Origin of the sequence: Nitrobacter sp. JJSN, assembly GCF_051912485.1 — a bacterium.
Taxonomy (GTDB): domain Bacteria; phylum Pseudomonadota; class Alphaproteobacteria; order Rhizobiales; family Xanthobacteraceae; genus Nitrobacter.
Window position 1 is genome coordinate 1103240 of sequence record NZ_CP196822.1, and the last position, 17165, is coordinate 1120404.

Below are 17165 nucleotides of genomic sequence, written 5' to 3' on the forward strand. Positions count from 1 at the left end.
CAATATGCCCTATGCATCACAACACCCCATTGATCTCCACAGTCGTGATCGGCCTCGTGCTGGCGTTTATCTTCGGTGCGCTGGTGCAACGCGTCCGGGTGTCGCCGTTGGTAGGCTATCTGCTGGCGGGCGTCGTGATGGGGCCGTTTACGCCAGGCTTCGTCGCCGACCAGAACATTGCCAACGAACTTGCTGAGATCGGCATCATCCTGCTGATGTTCGGCGTCGGGCTGCACTTCTCGCTGAAGGACCTGTGGTCGGTGCGAGCGATCGCCTTGCCCGGCGCGATGGTGCAGATCACAGCGGCGACGGTGATGGGCTGGGGACTGGGCTGGGTGCTCGGATGGAGCACCGGCAAAGGCATCATGTTCGGCATTGCGCTCTCGACGGCATCCACTGTGGTGCTGCTGCGCGCGATGCAGGAGCGGCGGCTGATCGACACCGAGCGCGGCCGCATTGCGGTCGGCTGGCTGATCGTCGAGGACATCGCCATGGTGCTGACGCTGGTGCTGCTGCCGCCGCTGGCGGGGCTGATGAACGGCGAAGCCGCGACCACCATGGCGTTGTCGGCGCTGGTCTGGCCGATGGCGTTGACGCTCGGAAAGGTCGCCGCTTTCGTGGTGTTGATGCTGGTGGTCGGCCGCCGCGTGATTCCGTGGATCCTGCATTACGTGGCGCATACCGGCTCGCGTGAATTGTTCCGGCTTGCGGTGTTCGCCATCTCGCTCGGCGTGGCGTTCGGCGCGGCGATGCTGTTCGACGTATCATTTGCGCTCGGCGCATTCTTCGCCGGCATGATTCTCAGCGAGTCCGAACTCAGCCAGCGCGCCGCCAGCGAAACCCTGCCGCTGCGCGATGCGTTCGCGGTGCTGTTCTTCGTTTCGGTCGGAATGCTGTTCGATCCGTCCATTGTTCTGAAGGAGCCGCTGCCGCTGCTGGTGACGCTGTTCATCATCCTGTTCGGCAAATCGCTGGCGGCCTATGCCATTGTGCGCGTGTTCGGCTATTCTAACTCCACGGCGCTGACGATCTCCGCCAGCCTGGCTCAGATCGGCGAATTCTCGTTCATCCTCGTCAGCCTCGGCGTCAGCCTGTCGCTGATGACGGAGCGCGGGCGCGACCTGGTGCTGGCAGGCGCCATCATCACCATCATGCTCAATCCGTTGTGGTTCGCGCTGCTCGACCGGGTGATGGCGCGAGCCGAGAAAAAAGCCGGTGAAAAGCCTTCAGATGATTCAGAGGAGGAAGCGCCGCATGTGCCGCTGCCGGTGTCGGCGTTGACCAATCACATCGTGCTGGTCGGGCACGGCCGCGTCGGCAGCGTCGTCAGCCGTGCGTTGCGCGAGGCGGGAACGCCGCTTCTCGTGATCGAGGATAACCCCGGCATCATCGAGCGGCTGAAGCAGGACGGGGTGGAGGTTATAACGGGAAACGCCGCAGCGCCCGATATGCTGCAGGCGGCCAATGTCGGCGCCGCGCGCGGTCTGCTGGTCGCGATTCCCGACGGCTTCGAGGGCGGCCAGATCGTCGCCAAGGCGCGCGCCATCAGCGAAAGTCTGCCGATCATTGCGCGGGCGCATTCCGAGGAGGAGGTCGCGCACCTCAAGCACCACGGTGCGACGTCGGTCATTATGGCTGAAACGGAAATCGCTCGTGCGATGCTGGCGCAGATCGCCGGCGCGGCGATGCGGGCGGAGATTCACCCTATCACTGGTGCGGGCACGCCTCCCGACAGCGATCCGAAACAGGCCGAGGGGAGCGCGCCGTCGGCGGCGTGAGCACCGCTGGATTATGCCGCCGCCGTCGCTTTGGTCAGGTTGTCCGCCACCTTGTCGAGGAAGCCGGTGGTGGACAGCCAGCGCTGGTCGGCGCCGACGAGAAGCGCGAGGTCCTTGGTCATGAAGCCGGCTTCGACGGTCTCGACGCAGACCCTTTCGAGCGTAGCCGCGAAATTAGCCAGCGCCTCGTTGTCGTCGAGCTTGGCGCGATGCGACAGGCCGCGGGTCCAGGCGAAGATCGAGGCGATCGAATTTGTCGAAGTCTCCTTGCCCTTCTGGTGCTCGCGGTAGTGCCGGGTCACGGTGCCGTGTGCGGCTTCCGCCTCGACGGTCTGGCCGTCCGGGGTCAGCAGCACGGAAGTCATCAGGCCGAGCGAGCCGTAGCCCTGCGCCACCGTATCCGACTGCACGTCGCCGTCGTAGTTCTTGCAGGCCCAGACATAGCCGCCGGACCATTTCAGCGCCGAGGCCACCATGTCGTCGATCAGGCGATGCTCGTAGGTCAGCTTGCGGGCCTCGAACTGCGTCTTGAACTCCCGATCGTAGATGTCCTGGAAGATGTCCTTGAAGCGGCCGTCATAGACCTTGAGGATGGTGTTCTTGGTCGACAGATAGACCGGGTAGCCGCGCAGCAGGCCGTAATTGAGCGAGGCGCGCGCAAAATCGATGATGGAATCGTCGAGATTATACATTTCCATCGCGACTCCGGGACCGGGCGCCTTGAACACCTCGCGCTCGATCACCGCGCCGTCCTCGCCGACGAACTTCATGCTCAGCGTTCCCTTGCCGGGGAATTTGATGTCGGTGGCGCGATACTGATCGCCATAGGCATGGCGGCCGATGATGATCGGCTTGGTCCAGCCGGGGACGAGGCGAGGCACGTTCCTGCAGATGATCGGCTCGCGGAAGATCACACCGCCGAGGATGTTGCGGATGGTGCCGTTCGGCGACTTCCACATCTGCTTGAGGCCGAATTCCTCCACCCGGGCTTCGTCCGGCGTGATGGTGGCGCACTTCACGCCGACGCCGACCTTCTTGATGGCGTTGGCCGCATCGATGGTGATCTTGTCGTCGGTCTTGTCGCGGGATTCCATCCCCAGGTCGAAATACATCAGGTCGATATCCAGGAACGGATAGATCAGCTTGTCCTTGATGTATTTCCAGATGATCCGGGTCATCTCGTCGCCATCGAGTTCAACGACGGGATTGGTCACCTTGATTTTTGCCATGGGAGATCGGGCCTTTTCGGGATAACCGCGCTTCGGAAGGGGACGGGTCGGGCTATAGCACCGCGACGGTGCAGGCGGAAGCCGAACGGGCCGCATTACGGCGCTGATTTTCCAGACGTTCTGACGCTTCGAGCGATGCCCGCTCTGCATCTTGGCGGCGGGCGCTCACCTTCCGCTGCAAATTCAAGACGATTTCATAAACCCATTATTTGGCTTGAGAAAAATTCGGAAAAGCGCAATCGAAGATGCGGCGAGAGGCGCCCTTGAACCAGAATCTCAAGCTCGACTGAAAGACGAGGCAAGATGTCCGGCACCGACAGGACAAAAACCGGCATCGACGCGGTCGGCCCCACCGTGATTCTGGTCGAGCCGCAGCTCGGCGAGAACATCGGCATGGCCGCGCGCGCCATGGGCAATTTTGGCCTCACGCGGCTGCGCATCGTCAACCCGCGCGACGGCTGGCCCAATGTCGCGGCCCAGCGCGCGGCGGCGGGCGCCGATCATATTCTCGGCCATGTCGAGCTGTTCGACACGGTGGCCGAGGCGGTTGCCGATTGCACGCTGCTGTTCGCGACCACCGCGCGCGCCCACGATCAGGCCAAGCCCGTGGTGGCGCCGGAGGCCGCGGCCGCGGAAGTGACCGCGCAGATCGCGGCCGGCGGCCATGTCGGCATCCTGTTCGGCCGCGAGCGCGCCGGCCTGCTGAATGAAGAGGTGGCGATGGCGGACCGTATCATCACCTATCCCGTCAATCCGGGCTTCGCCTCGCTCAACCTGGCGCAGGCCGTGCTGCTGATGGGTTACGAATGGTTCAAGCTGGTGACGCGGGCCGTGCTGCCGTTCGCGATGCCGGAACGCTCGGAGCGGGCCTCCCAGCACCAGATGCAGGCGTTCTTCGACAATCTGGTCAGCGAGCTCGACAAGGTGGAGTTCCTGCGCCCGGCCGAGAAGCGCGACACCATGCTGGTCAACCTGCGCAACATCTTCACCCGCATGGAGCCGACCAAGCAGGACATGCACACGCTGCACGGCGTGGTCATGGCCATTGCCGAGGGACGCAAGGGACCGGCCAAGGGCGGTGTGCTCGACGGCGCGCAGGCGACGCGGCTGCGGGCGCTGCTGGCCGAGCAGGGGCCGGGAGGGGCTTCCGCCGACAGCAGCAGCACGGTGCGCGGGCTGGCGCGGCTGCTCAGACGAAATCCCACCGATGCCGAGCGCATCCTGTGGCAAGCGCTGACGCGCGACCGCCGCTTCGCCGGCCAGTTCAAGCGGCAGACCCCGGTCGGTCGTCACATTCCGGATTTCGTGTCATTCGCTGAGCGCATCGCGATCGAACTGGTGAATCCGAACGAGAGCGACACCATCGCGCGCGACCGCGCGGCGCGGGGAGCGTGGCTGGCCGAGCGCGGCTATCGTGTGGTGGAGATCGAGGCGGTGGTGGTGGAGAATGATCTAGCGCGGGTGCTGGATGGGCTCGCGGGGAGGATGGCGGAGGGAGAGGAGCGGTAGAGCGCCTGTCCGCAAAGCTTTCAGAAGGATACGACAAGTTAAGCCAAAATCTGTGCCCGAACCCAGCCGAGGTCTATCCTTCCCGCATCGATGCGAGTCGCCGCTGGTGCGAGGCCGCAATTATGTTGAACCGCTCGGCAGATTAAACGCATGCCAGAAATCTCTGCAAATGTAACGCTCAGGCCGACACGCATAGGATTCCTCGTTCGACCGACCGACCTTAAATCGGTGCGAACGATTATGCGGGTCTGCGCGTGCTTGTGGGGCGGAACTTACAACCCGATCATTCCGGTATTTACGAAGCCGCCGCGCGAATGGAAGCCAGAGGCGTTCGATCGCGTTATCGGTGCGGATGTGGCAGCCGGGTATGTTCGGTTTTTTGAGCCCGACGTTTATGTCGAGGCCGAAGAAGGCCTACTTGAAGCTGCGGGACTCAATGGGCTACGCGAACGACACTTCATCAGTCCTACCGTTATGACGTTGGCCGAATTGCTTAAGAGTGAGCAAGGGAAAGCTTGGTGGGAGCCGCCGTTTGGCCTGCCCGTGGATGACGTGTTCGCTCACCTCTACAAGACTGAGCAAAAATTTATTCAGCGTAATCCCAGAGAGAATCTTCTCGTTAGTGCGGAGAGGGGGAGCGCTCTTACCGAAGCCGTCTTCGGTCATTACCTCAAAAGCAAGGCTGCCGATTACATCCAAAGTACCTACATCGATGTGTTTGAGCCGCTCAAATGCAAGCCGGGCCCGGCTACGTGGCAAAAGGCCTATATGGGTGGCGGCTTTTTTCCTCTCGCGGCAACTCGGTACGGACTTAACCTAGCAGTTTGCTGAAAAAGCCAAAATTGACCGCTTCGATGATCCTCGGAACGCCTCATCGCGATGATGTGTATTCGGCGGCGCGTTGCAGTCGTTGTCGTCCTGGCGACGACGCGGTTATGCCGTGACCAGTTTGGGAACGCGGATCAGGTTATAGGCGATCAAGTTGAGCATGAAGTCGGCGGCAACGCGGCAAATGCCACGATGTTTGGTCCTGCGCATCGTGCCGTGCTGCTTGCCCCAGCCGAAGATGCATTCGATCATCGCCCGGCGCGTCTGCGACATGCCATAGCCCTGATGGCGCGTGGTCCGTGCGTCGATAGCGCTCCGGCGGCGCCTGCCGGTCTTGCCCATGCCATTGTTCTGCGTCACATGCGGTGTGACGTCGATGGCGCGAAGATTGGCCACATGATCGGCCGTGTCATAAGCCTTGTCCGCACCGGCGGTAATGCGGCGACCCGCTTTCCTGCCTTCGGCCTCGAGCATTATCTCCGCGGCGCGGCGCTCGGCGGTGCCGCTCGCGTGCGTGACGATGCCGGCCACGGCCAGCCCATGCCGGTTCTCCATGGTGACGTGGCCCATGTAGCAGAGCCTGGCCTCGCGTCCGGCCGCCTTGCGGTAGAGCCGGCTGTCGGGATCGCTCGTGCTGACATGGGTGTCGTTCTTGCGCGTCTGACCGTGGAAGTTCGTGCCGTCGTCGCCATCGCGGCCATCCTTGGGACGAAAGCTCTTCTGTGACGCCCAGGCCTCGATCAACGTGCCGTCCACCGAGAAGTGCTCGTCCGAGAGCAGCGGCTCGACCTGAGGGTGTTTCAAAAGCCTGGTCATGAACTTCGTGAACACATCGCCGTTCTGCAGCCGCTCGCGGTTCTTCGTGAAGCTGGTCGGGTTCCAGACCGGATGGTCCGGCGACAGCCCCACGAACCAGCGATACAATAGATTGTAGTCCAACTGCTCCATCAATTGGCGCTCCGAGCGAATGCCGTAGAGCACCTGCAGAAGTAGCGCGCTGAGCAATTGCTCCGGCGCGATCGAGGGGCGCCCTTCACTTGAATAGAGCCTGGCAAAGCTACGGTTCAACTCGCCCAGCACATCACGGACCAGCGCCCGGATCTTCCTCAGCGGATGGTTCGGCGGCACCCGCGCCTCCGGCGAGATGTACGAAAACAACCCGCCCTGATCCACAAAGGCTCCGCGCATCCCAACCTCCACCGATTCACGATGAAAATCGAATCAGCAAATTCTCGCACGCGCGAGCGGTTTTTCAGCAGACTGCTAGAGCGTTACTGGCACCACGAGTTAACCCTCTTCGTGTTTGATCCGAAACGCCCCACGGATTTGATAGACCTATGGAATCTAAGGCTCGAGCCGCGTCCGATTCTCCCAATACCGGTCGAATGGTTTAACGCATTAGCCGACGACATTTTCGATATCTTGAAGTCGCAACATCGCCCTATCATGGGAAATCCACAGGGGCTCATGCATAACGCTACGATCGAGTTTGCGCGCTCGCTCGCGCGGCCAGTAGTCGAATCATTAGTCAAGTCCTTGAAGCCAGGCCTCCCAAGCGGCGCGCTCGCGGTGAAACATTGGCGCAATCCAATTTGGATTGAACACCGCAACAGCCATGTTCATCGCGATCACAGGATGAAGGTTTCGGTTGAGAAAAAGTCTGTCGAATTAAGAGTGAAGGATGACGAGAGGCAACTTCGAACCGAGTTCTCGCCAATTGAACCGGAATTTTCTCGTCAGTACGGCCGGGGCGAGCATCGCTGGGTCAATGTGTTGCAGGTGCCCTCGTATGGTGCGGGTCGCGATATTGCGTCTATTCTTCCGTTCAACACGTTCGATCGCTCGTGGCCCCGTCTTGGAATGGGCGGGGAACGCGTTGCGGTCAGCAGCGAGGGCTGGGTTTACCCGCAACAGTACAAGAGTTCTTCGCAGTGGGTCACGCTTCTGCGAACAGACGAGGCCATTGTTGGTTCTTTGAATCAGCTTGGGATCAAAGCCGAGTTGTCTGAGCCCGGCCATGTCGCAAAGCAAATGCTGGAGAATCTAGAAGGGCTTTGGACAACTCATTTGCTGGCTGACCTGCCAACGATTCAACTACTGAATAAGATGGCTGGCGGACTTCGTAGGAAAAGTAATGAAGACGGCATCACCGAAGAGAATTTTGGGCTTAGGACAGCTCCACTGAAGGAGTGGACGGACCTAACAGGGCGCTGAAAAACGGTCTCGCGTTTGGATCGATTTGATGATTCCGTTGTTGCGGGCGAGACGACGGGGGTGATTTGCGATGCGAGGCGGGGAAGAGCGATCGGACGGGATGTTCAGCTATGTTCGGCTGGAGAATCGCGTTGCGAAGGATCATCCGCTGCGGCCGATCCGTGCACTGGTCGATGAGGTTCTGGCCGGGATGAGTACCCGGTTCGCCGCGCTTTATTCGCATACCGGTCGTCCCTCGATCCCGCCGGAGCAATTGCTGAAGGCGCTGCTGCTGCAGGCGTTCTTTTCGGTGCGGTCGGAGCGGCAACTGATGGAGCAGCTCGACTATAATCTGCTGTTCCGCTGGTTCGTCGGATTGTCGATGGATGCGTCGGTTTGGGACGCCACGACGTTTACGAAGAATCGTGACCGGCTGCTTCAAGGCGACGTGGCGCGCGAGTTCCTGGCGGCGGTTCTGTCGCAGCCGCGGGTGAAGCGGCTTCTGTCGAACGACCACTTCAGCGTCGACGGCACGTTGATTGAGGCCTGGGCGTCGATGAAGAGCGTGCGGCCGAAAGACGATGGCGCGCCACCCCCATCCGGTGATGGCGGCCGCAACGTCGAGGTAAACTTCAGGGGCGAGAGGCGCACCAACGATACGCACGCCTCGACGACGGACCCTTCGGCGAAGCTCTACAAGAAAAGCCCCGGCGTCGGGGCCGCGCTGTGCTTCATGGGACATGCCCTGATGGAGAACCGCAACGGGCTGATCGTCGACGCCGTGCTGACGCCGGTCGATGGCCATGCCGAGCGCGCCGCTGCGCTGATCATGGTCGAACCGTTGGCGGACCGCCCGACGCGCATCACGCTCGGCGCGGACAAGGGCTACGACGCCGGCGACTTCGTCAACGAACTGCGCTCCATGAATGTGACGCCACACGTCGCGGCGAAGGAGAAGCATTCCACCATCGACAGCCGCACCACCTGTCATGCCGGGTACAGGACGAGTTTGCGGATCAGAAAGCGGATCGAGGAGGCGTTCGGCTGGATCAAGACCGTCGCTGGTCAGCGCAAGACAAAATTCCGCGGCGTGGATCGCGTCGGATGGGCCTTCACGCTGGCTGTCGCCGCCTACAACCTCATCCGCATCCCGAAACTGATCTTCTCATGATGACCAACGCATCGTCCCCGACGCGTGCGGAAAACCAGACGGTGCCAATGGTCGGACGTCGATGCGATTGGCGACAGCAAGAGCCCTATGCAAGTTGTTCAGCAGCCTGCTAATCTCGCGAAGAAATGCCAGCCAGCGCTTGCCCGTCGTAAAGTTGGAAGAATTTACCAAACGAAATATTATTCGGATCGGACTTGAGACAATGTGCCCGCATTGCAAGGCCACGAATTGGAATACATTGACCTCAACCGACTATCGCATCACCTGCGAGCGCTGTTTGAAGCCTTACGATTTTCCGCAGGCGGATATACTGGATTACAATCGAAACTGGACTTATCGGGTCGTCGGCCCATTTTCCGTTCCCGATTACGGGCGTGGGTCCTATAGTGCAATCCTTGCGCTGCGTGTCTTGGAAGCCTTTCGCAGTTCCGCTGACAGGATGACTTTTTCGACCGCTATGAAATTCGCGTTCGACGGGATCGAGAAGGAAGTCGATTTCGTCGCTTGGCGAGGTGAGGATAGGCTAACACCTGAAAAACCACCTCAGCTAATCATTGGCGAGACAAAGTCTCTAGGTCGTGACGCAGTCATCAAGCCAAAGGACGTGGCGAAGTTGAAAGCGGTCGCGCAGAAATTACCGGATGCTGTAATTGTCGTTGCAGTATTACGCGATCATTTTACGGAAAAGGAAAAACGGATTCTAAGGAAACTCGTCACATGGGGACGTCGTACAAACGCCTACGGCGAGCCAACTAATCCAGTACTTTTGCTAACCTCACACGAACTGTTCATGGACCATCATGTTCAGTACACGTGGAAGAATCTAGGTGGTGAGCATGCGAAATTTGCGGATTATAACCATACGCGTGATTTACATAGCTTCGCCGATGCGACCCAACAGATCTATCTTGGTTTGAAATCGTTTTCCGAGTGGCGACATGAGTTGTGGGCTGCGCACCATGCGCGGCGAAAAACGAAGGCAAAAAGCCTAGCTAGCTAGAGCCGGACAAAGTCCAACAGCCCAGCGCTCCTACCGCCGCCTTGCTCCTCTCTCCCTCAGCGCCGGGTGATCCTGCTCCACCGGCAGGTTGGCGTCGATCACGAGGTCCAGCGCCTCCTGCGGGGCGCGGTCGATGTCGACGCCGCCGCGGCGCATTTCCTTGAGCGCGGCGCGGATCGCCTCCTGCTCGTTGAGAACCTCCCGGCCGGTGCGCGAGGGGCCGATGACAGGCCAGTGACGATTTCGGGTCCTGGCCTCCAGCCGCGCCATCTTCAACGCCTCCATCGCCTGCATCAGCTTGTCGATGTCGGTGTCCGGCTTCTCCTCCAACTCGCGCACCATACGCTCGGCGATCGCAACCAGCCGTCCTGTCAACGCGGCCGTCTTTTGCCGTGGGCCGGCCCGCCAGAGCGGCACGTCATAGGAATGGCGCGCCGCGAACGCCGGGCGCGTCCAGCCATGATTGCGCTTCCAGAGCGTTATCGTCGAATGGTTGACTCCGGTTCGGGCCTGTATCTGCGCAAAGGTCAGCGTGGTCGTCTCCACAAGGTGCCGCACGGCACAGACGCTGGAATCCGGATGCGGCCGCCGTGTGCCCTTTGGCCGATCGCTTGCCTGAACGGTGGGCGGACCTGCAACGGTCGAGCCCTCGGCAGGTTCGTCCGGCTTGACGCGGAGGCGGGTGAGGGAAGGAGGGATGTGAGGGAGGACCATGCCACGGAATATAATCCTATAACCGGGCGGAGGCAAGGGCGAGGGATTTTAAGTTTTCGTCCCGCCTCGCGGGCAATTGCGCGGTTTAAGGGAGTGCCCGCGAATGCGGCATTCGTTGCGCAAAATCTGATCAATCGCTCGCCGTCCGCACCGATTTCCTGCGTCAATCGCTGTCCTGCCCATGGCACGGGCATTGCAGTGATTGGTCCAGGCCCTTTCAGACGGGAGGCTATGATGAAGCGATCCGACCTCACGGAGAAGATTCTCGACATCAAGCGCGAGAAGGAATGGAGCTGGAAATACATCGCCGGCGAGATCGGCGGGTTTTCGGAAATCCTGATCGTCAGCGCGCTGCTCGGCCACATGAAGCTGACCAAGCCGCAGGCGGCGGCGGCCGGAAAGCTGTTCGGCCTCTCCAAGACTGATATCGCGATGCTCAACGAGGTGCCGATGCGCGGCGCGGGCACGCCGATGCCGCCGACCGATCCGCTGATCTATCGCTTCTACGAACTGGTGATGATCAACGGACCGGCGCTGAAGGCGCTGATCGAGGAAGAATTCGGCGATGGCATCATGTCGGCGATCGACTTCGACCTGGAGATCGCCCGCGTCGCCAATCCCAAGGGCGATCGTGTCAAGATCGGCATGTCCGGCAAATTCCTGCCGTTCAAGTATTACGGCGCCACCGGCAACAATCTCGAATACGGCTTCAAGGAGGAGTGACGGCGCCGGTCGTTCCCGCCCTCACGCCTTCACCTGCGCGATGGCCTCCGCCATCAGCCTGTCCATCTGGGCGCGGACTTGCTCTTCGTCGAGCCCGACGCCCTTGGCGGCAAGATCGCGCAACACTTTGTGAATGACGTCGTTCTCGCCCGGCGGTTCGAAGTCGGCGGCGACGACGTCCTTGGCGTAGGCATTGGCGGCATCACCGGAGATGCCGAGCTTCTCGGCGACCCACAGCCCCAGCAATCTGTTGCGGCGGGCAAAGGCCTTGAATTTCTGCTCCTCGTCGAGCGCGAACTTCGCCTCAAAGCCCTCTTCACGTTTGTCGAATGCGTTCGTGGTCATGTCCGGCTCCCATTGCTGACGAAGAAGCCAAGCCGGCCACATTGCCGCGACCGGCCAGACTACCTAGATAATCACCAGGGATCGCGGAACAACGGGCGCAAGGTCGCAGGGGAGCGGGGTAAAACTTCACATCCGGTCGCCTGCATTGATTGTGCTGGATGGCTCAATCGGCTAGGTTGCGGACAGGCTCGGTTCTTGTTCTGTTTCCTGTTCTTGTTCAGGATCCCGGCCTTCGCGGCAGCTCCGCCACGGGTCACATCGAACGCTCGGAGCACACCAACTTCATGGATTTCAACAACACACGGTACATCCCAATGAGCCGTCGGCGTCGCATTTACGAAGGCAAGGCCAAGGTGCTTTACGAAGGACCGGAGCCGGGCACCCTGATTCAGCATTTCAAGGACGACGCGACTGCGTTCAATGCCAAGAAACATCAGGTGATCGAGGGCAAGGGCGTCCTCAACAACCGGATTTCGGAGTACCTGTTCCAGCACCTCAACGACATCGGGGTGCCGACCCACTTCATCCGCCGTCTCAACATGCGCGAACAACTGATCCGCGAGGTTGAGATCGTGCCGCTCGAGGTTGTGGTCCGCAACGTCGCGGCGGGGTCGCTGTCGCAGCGGCTCGGCATCGAGGAAGGCACCCAGCTACCGCGGTCGATCATCGAGTTCTACTACAAGAACGACCAGCTCAACGATCCCATGGTGTCCGAGGAGCACGTCACAGCGTTCGGCTGGGCGACACCGCAGGAGATCGACGACATCATGGCGCTGGCGATCCGCGTCAACGACTTCCTGACCGGGCTGTTTTTGGGCATCGGCATCCGTCTGGTCGATTTCAAGATGGAATGCGGCCGGCTGTTCGAAAACGAGATGATGCGAATCATCGTCGCCGATGAAATCTCGCCCGACTCGTGCCGGCTGTGGGACATCAAGTCGAACGAAAAGCTCGACAAGGACCGCTTCCGCCGTGATCTCGGCGGGCTCCTGGAAGCCTACACCGAAGTTGCGAAGCGGCTCGGCATTTTGATGGAAAACGAACGGCCGGTCGGCGCGGGCCCCGTGCTGGTGAAGGGTTAAATCCCTCTCCCCTTGCGGGAGAGGGTGGCGAGCATAGCGAGCCGGGTGAGGGGACTGGTTCGGCGTTTCGAGCGACCCCTCACCCGGTCCTCATGCCGCTAGCGACATTCGGACCACCCTCTCCCGCAAGGGGAGAGGGAAGCAGACAGGTTACGTTTCAAGATGAAGGCACGCGTCACCGTTACCTTGAAAACCGGTATCCTCGATCCGCAGGGCAAGGCGATCGAGGGGGCGCTGAAGTCGCTCGGCGTTGATGGCATCGCCAGCGTGCGTCAGGGCAAGGTGTTCGACATCGAACTCGCCGGCGCCGACAAGGCGAAGGCGGAAGCCGCGCTGAAGGCTGCCGCCGACAAGCTGCTCGCCAATACGGTCATCGAGAACTATCGCGTCGAGGTTTTGGGTTAGGCGACGCACGACATGAAATCCGCCGTCCTCGTTTTTCCCGGCATCAATCGCGAGCGCGATATGGCACGCGCCTTGAAGCTCGTGTCAGGACGCGAACCCGCGATGGTGTGGCACGCGGAGACCTCGCTGCCCGAGGGTACCGATCTCGTCGTGGTGCCCGGCGGCTTTTCCTATGGCGACTATCTGCGCTGCGGCGCTATTGCCGCGCGCTCGCCGGTCATGGAGGCGGTGCGCGCTTTCGCGTCCCGAGGCGGTCTCGTGCTCGGCGTTTGCAACGGTTTTCAGATTCTGTGCGAGTCTGGGTTGTTGCCGGGAATTCTGATGCGCAACGCGCGGCTGAAATTCATCTGCCATGACGTGCATCTGCGGGTCGAACGCTCGGATACGCCGTTCACGCGCGGCTACAATGCGGGGCAGGTGATCCGCGTGCCGGTCGCGCACGGCGAGGGCAACTACGCTGCCGACGAGGAGACCATCCGCCGCCTCGAGGGCGACGGCCGCATACTCTACCGCTATTGCTCGCCGTCCGGCGAGGTCGGCGACACCCACAACATCAACGGCGCGGCGCAATCGATCGCCGGCATTATCAATGAACGCGGCAATGTGCTCGGCATGATGCCGCATCCGGAAAATCACGTCGAAGACATTATGGGCTGCACCGATGGGCGCGGGCTGTTCGCGGGGCTCGTCGCGCATCTGCAACCGGCGGCGTAAGAAACGCCACGATGATAAGCGAAAAGCAGGTCAAGGTGGTCCGCCAGGAACAAATCGACCCTGTCCAAAGCCTCTTTTATAAAAATGCGCAACTGGCGATACGCCGTCGAAAAACTCGACAGAATTTTTAAAAATGAGCCGTAACGAACCCCCAATCACCCCCGAACTCGTCGCATCGCACGGCCTCAAGCCGGACGAGTACGAGCGCATTTTGAAGCTGATCGGCCGGGTGCCGACATTCACTGAACTTGGTATCTTCTCGGCGATGTGGAACGAGCACTGCTCGTACAAGTCATCGCGCATCCATCTGCGCGGGTTGCCGACAAAAGCGCCGTGGGTGATCCAGGGTCCCGGCGAGAACGCCGGGGTCATCGACATTGGCGACGGGCAGGCGGTGGTGTTCAAGATGGAGAGCCATAACCATCCGAGTTACATCGAGCCCTATCAGGGCGCGACCACCGGCGTCGGCGGCATCCTGCGCGATGTCTTCACCATGGGCGCACGCCCCATTGCCTGCCTCAACGCGCTGAGCTTCGGCGATCCGTCGCATCCGAAAACCCGGCATCTTGTTGGCGGCGTGGTCGCGGGTGTCGGCGGCTACGGTAACTCGTTTGGGGTGCCGACGGTTGGCGGGCAGGTGCGCTTTCACACCCGTTATGATGGCAACATTCTGGTCAACGCCATGGCGGTCGGCCTCGCCGACGCCGACAAAATTTTCTATGCGGCGGCATCAGGCGTAAACATGCCGATCGTCTATCTCGGTTCCAAGACCGGTCGCGACGGCATCCACGGCGCCACCATGGCGTCGGCGGAATTTGATGACGACAGCGCGGAGAAACGCCCAACCGTTCAGGTCGGCGATCCCTTCGCCGAAAAGCTTCTGTTAGAGGCCTGTCTCGAAATCATGGCGAAGGGCTGCGTCGTCGCCATCCAGGATATGGGGGCGGCGGGGCTGACATGTTCGGCCGTGGAAATGGGCGCCAAGGGCGACCTCGGCGTCGATCTCGATCTCGACAGCGTGCCCACGCGCGAGACCGGCATGAGCGCCTACGAGATGATGCTCTCGGAAAGCCAGGAGCGCATGCTCATGGTGCTTAAGCCCGAGAAGGAAAAGGAAGCGGAGGCGATCTTCAGGAAGTGGGGGCTCGATTTCGCGATCGTCGGTTATACGACGCCGTCGCAGCGCTTCGTGGTGAAGCACGGCGGCGACGTGATGGTGGATTTGCCGATCAAGGAATTGGAATCGGAAGCCCCGCTGTATGATCGGCCGCATGTGCCGTCGCCGCAACTGCCTGTCATTCACGCCCGCGATGTCGCGCCGCCGCTGCCGGTGACCGATGCGCTGGAGAAGCTGATCGCGACGCCCGAACTGTGCTCGAAGCGTTGGGTGTGGGAGCAGTACGATCACGTTATCGGCGGCAACACTGTGCAGCGCCCCGGCGGCGATGCGGCTGTCGTGCGCGTGCAGAACGGGCCGAAGGGTCTCGCGCTCACGGTCGATGTAACGCCACGATATTGCGAGGCCGATCCGTTTGAAGGCGGCAAGCAGGCGGTCGCGGAAGCCTGGCGCAACGTCACCGCCGTCGGCGGCCGTCCGCTTGCGATCACCGACAACCTGAACTTCGGCAATCCGGAACGGCCGGAGAACATGGGGCAGTTCGTCGGCTGCCTGAAGGGCATCGCAGCGGCCTGCACCGCGCTGGATTTCCCGGTCGTGTCCGGCAACGTCTCGCTCTACAACGAAACCAACGGCCGCGGCATTTTGCCGACGCCGTCGATCGGCGGCGTGGGCCTGCTCGACGATTTCACGAAGTCCGCTTCGCTCGCCTTCAAGGCCGAAGGCGAGTGCATTTTGCTAATTGGTGAGACCAAGGGCTGGCTCGGCCAGTCGGTTTACTTGCGCGACGTCTGCGGGCGCGAGGAGGGGGCACCGCCTCCAGTCGATCTCGCTGCCGAGAAGCGCAACGGCGATGTGGTGCGCGGCATGATCCATGCGGGTACCGCGACGGCGGTGCATGACGTCTCTGACGGCGGATTGCTGGTCGCGTTGACCGAGATGGCGATGGCAAGCGGGATCGGGGCCAAACTCGACGCGGCCGAGGAGTCCATCGTGCCGCATGCGTGGTGGTTCGGTGAGGATCAGGCCCGCTATATCGTCACCGTGCACGAAAAGGATCTGCTGAGCGTTTTCACCAAGCTCAAGGCGGTCGATGTGCCTTGCGTCCAGATCGGCCTGACCGGTGGTCACGAGATCGCCATCGCCGGCGAGCGTGCCGTCCACGTCAAGGCCTTGCAGCATGGCTCCGAAAGCTGGCTGCCGGACTATATGGCGGGGAAAAGCTGACGTCCGGCGTGAGGTTGCACCGGGAATTTGGCGCAGCGCGACCATCGTAACCCGACTCAGGGCGGGCGTGCCGACGACTGCTGAAGCGGGCGTAGGGCATATTCTGTGCTGAGGACATAATGCACAGAGCGAACACAAACGATGGTGGGTCTGATCATAGCTTCCGCCCCAGTTGGCACACAAGCTATCCCGATGACTTCACCATCGTTGTCGAGCATCTCAGGCTAAGGGCATCACGCCGCTCAGTAGTTCGGGCAAACCCAGCTGCCGTAGGCGTTGTAGCCGCAGCCGCTGCGGTAGTAGGCCCCCGTAGCAGCTGCGCCGACCGCCGCCGCGCCCACTGCCGCGGCACCGACACCGTAGCCACGATAGCCGTACCCACGATAGCCGTACCCGCGATAGCCATAGCGCCCGCCGCGCACAGCAACCGCGCCGCCCCGGTATCCCCGACCTGCAACTGCGCCGCCGCGGTGCACGGCACCGCCGCCGTGGAAACCTCCGGCGCGCATGCCGCCGCCGCGGCGGGCGAATGCGTCATCGGGGAAAGTGGTGACCAGCAGCATGGCTATGGCTGCCGAAGCGATGAGAAATCGACGCAACATTCGCGTACTCCTTCTTCGAGAGAGGAAAGCCGCGGACGCCTGCGCATCGCGCCGAACCGCGGGTTCTATCTGAAGCCTCGCGCGCGGCAGCTTCGCGCCCTTGACCTACATCAAACCTCGCAGTTCCATCTTCCGGCTCTTGACTTGATCCGATCGGCGTATCCTGCCGCAACGCAGGAACGAACATGATCACCGAGATCGGCACCACACGCGGCCAGATTGCCGTCCTCTCGCCGCCCGTAGCTGGCCCCGTTCAGGATCGGGTTAGGGCATGGGTTGTATCGGTGATCGCAATACCGTCGGCGGACACCCTGATATGGCCTGGGTTCGGCGTCATCGTGACCGGGTATCTTCCGGTGGCCTTCTTGCGGTTAAAAGGTTCATGCAAATATAGAACTGATCGGCGTGACGGGATCGGGCGACCGCGTTAAGTTGAGCAGCCGTCGCGGCGATTCCGGTGCATGATCCGGGGCTAGTGTCCCGATTCCGAAGGTCGCTTGACTGAATGAAGCGAACTTTTGAACCACC

At 61.3% G+C, this 17165-nt stretch carries 16 protein-coding genes; 11 read left to right on the forward strand and 5 right to left on the reverse strand.

Annotation, left to right across the window (positions count from 1 at the left end; genetic code table 11):
• Positions 1-11: 11 nt before the first annotated feature.
• Complete coding sequence (gene ybaL / locus ACSZOQ_RS05395) at positions 12-1778, forward strand: YbaL family putative K(+) efflux transporter (protein ID WP_439924982.1); 1767 nt, start codon at positions 12-14, stop codon at positions 1776-1778.
• Positions 1779-1789: 11 nt separating this feature from the next.
• Here ybaL and ACSZOQ_RS05400 read toward each other — a convergent pair whose 3' ends face one another.
• Positions 1790-3007 carry an NADP-dependent isocitrate dehydrogenase gene (locus ACSZOQ_RS05400; protein ID WP_439924983.1) on the reverse strand — a complete coding sequence of 406 codons (1218 nt, stop codon included), beginning with the start codon at positions 3005-3007 and terminating at the stop codon, positions 1790-1792.
• Positions 3008-3310: 303 nt separating this feature from the next.
• Here ACSZOQ_RS05400 and ACSZOQ_RS05405 point away from each other — a divergent pair, with 303 nt between their 5' ends.
• Positions 3311-4516 (forward strand): TrmJ/YjtD family RNA methyltransferase, encoded by a 1206-nt coding sequence (locus ACSZOQ_RS05405; RefSeq protein WP_439924984.1) that lies wholly within the window; start codon positions 3311-3313, stop codon positions 4514-4516.
• Positions 4517-4666: 150 nt separating this feature from the next.
• A complete protein-coding gene (locus ACSZOQ_RS05410; protein WP_439924985.1) occupies positions 4667-5347 on the forward strand; it encodes a hypothetical protein in 681 nt (226 codons plus the stop codon).
• A 102-nt stretch (positions 5348-5449) separates the two neighbouring features.
• Here ACSZOQ_RS05410 and ACSZOQ_RS05415 read toward each other — a convergent pair whose 3' ends face one another.
• A complete protein-coding gene (locus tag ACSZOQ_RS05415; RefSeq protein ID WP_439922884.1) occupies positions 5450-6532 on the reverse strand; it encodes an IS5 family transposase in 1083 nt (360 codons plus the stop codon).
• Positions 6533-6553: 21 nt separating this feature from the next.
• Between ACSZOQ_RS05415 and ACSZOQ_RS05420 the strand changes: the two genes are divergently transcribed.
• From ACSZOQ_RS05420 to ACSZOQ_RS05430, 3 genes are all read left to right on the forward strand, one after another.
• Positions 6554-7558: a hypothetical protein gene (locus tag ACSZOQ_RS05420; protein WP_439924986.1), complete on the forward strand. Its 1005-nt coding sequence runs from the start codon at positions 6554-6556 to the stop codon at positions 7556-7558.
• A gap of 70 nt (positions 7559-7628) precedes the next feature.
• Positions 7629-8708 carry an IS5 family transposase gene (locus ACSZOQ_RS05425; RefSeq protein WP_439922928.1) on the forward strand — a complete coding sequence of 360 codons (1080 nt, stop codon included), beginning with the start codon at positions 7629-7631 and terminating at the stop codon, positions 8706-8708.
• 238 nt (positions 8709-8946) lie between these two features.
• A complete protein-coding gene (locus tag ACSZOQ_RS05430) occupies positions 8947-9708 on the forward strand; it encodes a hypothetical protein (protein ID WP_439924987.1) in 762 nt (253 codons plus the stop codon).
• A 30-nt stretch (positions 9709-9738) separates the two neighbouring features.
• Here ACSZOQ_RS05430 and ACSZOQ_RS05435 read toward each other — a convergent pair whose 3' ends face one another.
• Positions 9739-10422, reverse strand: a complete 684-nt coding sequence (locus ACSZOQ_RS05435; protein ID WP_439924988.1) for a hypothetical protein — start codon at positions 10420-10422, stop codon at positions 9739-9741.
• A 234-nt stretch (positions 10423-10656) separates the two neighbouring features.
• Between ACSZOQ_RS05435 and cynS the strand changes: the two genes are divergently transcribed.
• The gene (gene cynS, locus ACSZOQ_RS05440) at positions 10657-11145 is read left to right on the forward strand and encodes a cyanase (protein ID WP_439924989.1); all 489 of its coding nucleotides are present in this window, start codon (positions 10657-10659) and stop codon (positions 11143-11145) included.
• A gap of 21 nt (positions 11146-11166) precedes the next feature.
• Here cynS and ACSZOQ_RS05445 read toward each other — a convergent pair whose 3' ends face one another.
• Positions 11167-11490, reverse strand: coding sequence for a DUF1476 domain-containing protein (locus tag ACSZOQ_RS05445; protein WP_439924990.1), 324 nt, complete (start codon positions 11488-11490; stop codon positions 11167-11169).
• 314 nt (positions 11491-11804) lie between these two features.
• Between ACSZOQ_RS05445 and purC the strand changes: the two genes are divergently transcribed.
• The 4 genes from purC to purL all read left to right on the forward strand — a co-directional run bounded on the left by purC (position 11805) and on the right by purL (position 16035).
• Complete coding sequence (purC, locus tag ACSZOQ_RS05450) at positions 11805-12572, forward strand: phosphoribosylaminoimidazolesuccinocarboxamide synthase (protein ID WP_439924991.1); 768 nt, start codon at positions 11805-11807, stop codon at positions 12570-12572.
• Between the two features lie 162 nt (positions 12573-12734).
• Positions 12735-12977, forward strand: a complete 243-nt coding sequence (gene purS / locus ACSZOQ_RS05455; protein ID WP_439924992.1) for a phosphoribosylformylglycinamidine synthase subunit PurS — start codon at positions 12735-12737, stop codon at positions 12975-12977.
• Between the two features lie 12 nt (positions 12978-12989).
• Positions 12990-13691 carry a phosphoribosylformylglycinamidine synthase subunit PurQ gene (gene purQ / locus ACSZOQ_RS05460; RefSeq protein WP_439924993.1) on the forward strand — a complete coding sequence of 234 codons (702 nt, stop codon included), beginning with the start codon at positions 12990-12992 and terminating at the stop codon, positions 13689-13691.
• A 133-nt stretch (positions 13692-13824) separates the two neighbouring features.
• Entirely contained in the window at positions 13825-16035 is a 2211-nt protein-coding gene (purL, locus tag ACSZOQ_RS05465; protein ID WP_439924994.1) for a phosphoribosylformylglycinamidine synthase subunit PurL, read from the forward strand.
• 242 nt (positions 16036-16277) lie between these two features.
• Here purL and ACSZOQ_RS05470 read toward each other — a convergent pair whose 3' ends face one another.
• Positions 16278-16637, reverse strand: coding sequence for a hypothetical protein (locus tag ACSZOQ_RS05470; protein ID WP_439924995.1), 360 nt, complete (start codon positions 16635-16637; stop codon positions 16278-16280).
• Between the last annotated feature and the right edge of the window lie 528 nt (positions 16638-17165).

Excerpts from the sequence above, each read along its gene's own strand:
- ACSZOQ_RS05415 (WP_439922884.1), bottom strand. The coding sequence starts at position 6,532 with ATGCGCGGAGCCTTTGTGGATCAGGGCGGGTTGTTTTCGTACATCTCG.
- purQ (WP_439924993.1), top strand. The coding sequence starts at position 12,990 with ATGAAATCCGCCGTCCTCGTTTTTCCCGGCATCAATCGCGAGCGCGAT.
- ACSZOQ_RS05425 (WP_439922928.1), top strand. The coding sequence starts at position 7,629 with ATGCGAGGCGGGGAAGAGCGATCGGACGGGATGTTCAGCTATGTTCGG.
- ACSZOQ_RS05410 (WP_439924985.1), top strand. The coding sequence starts at position 4,667 with ATGCCAGAAATCTCTGCAAATGTAACGCTCAGGCCGACACGCATAGGA.
- cynS (WP_439924989.1), top strand. The coding sequence starts at position 10,657 with ATGAAGCGATCCGACCTCACGGAGAAGATTCTCGACATCAAGCGCGAG.
- ACSZOQ_RS05400 (WP_439924983.1), bottom strand. The coding sequence starts at position 3,007 with ATGGCAAAAATCAAGGTGACCAATCCCGTCGTTGAACTCGATGGCGAC.
- purS (WP_439924992.1), top strand. The coding sequence starts at position 12,735 with ATGAAGGCACGCGTCACCGTTACCTTGAAAACCGGTATCCTCGATCCG.
- ybaL (WP_439924982.1), top strand. The coding sequence starts at position 12 with ATGCATCACAACACCCCATTGATCTCCACAGTCGTGATCGGCCTCGTG.
- ACSZOQ_RS05470 (WP_439924995.1), bottom strand. The coding sequence starts at position 16,637 with ATGTTGCGTCGATTTCTCATCGCTTCGGCAGCCATAGCCATGCTGCTG.
- purC (WP_439924991.1), top strand. The coding sequence starts at position 11,805 with ATGAGCCGTCGGCGTCGCATTTACGAAGGCAAGGCCAAGGTGCTTTAC.
- purL (WP_439924994.1), top strand. The coding sequence starts at position 13,825 with ATGAGCCGTAACGAACCCCCAATCACCCCCGAACTCGTCGCATCGCAC.
- ACSZOQ_RS05420 (WP_439924986.1), top strand. The coding sequence starts at position 6,554 with ATGAAAATCGAATCAGCAAATTCTCGCACGCGCGAGCGGTTTTTCAGC.
- ACSZOQ_RS05445 (WP_439924990.1), bottom strand. The coding sequence starts at position 11,490 with ATGACCACGAACGCATTCGACAAACGTGAAGAGGGCTTTGAGGCGAAG.
- ACSZOQ_RS05405 (WP_439924984.1), top strand. The coding sequence starts at position 3,311 with ATGTCCGGCACCGACAGGACAAAAACCGGCATCGACGCGGTCGGCCCC.
- ACSZOQ_RS05435 (WP_439924988.1), bottom strand. The coding sequence starts at position 10,422 with ATGGTCCTCCCTCACATCCCTCCTTCCCTCACCCGCCTCCGCGTCAAG.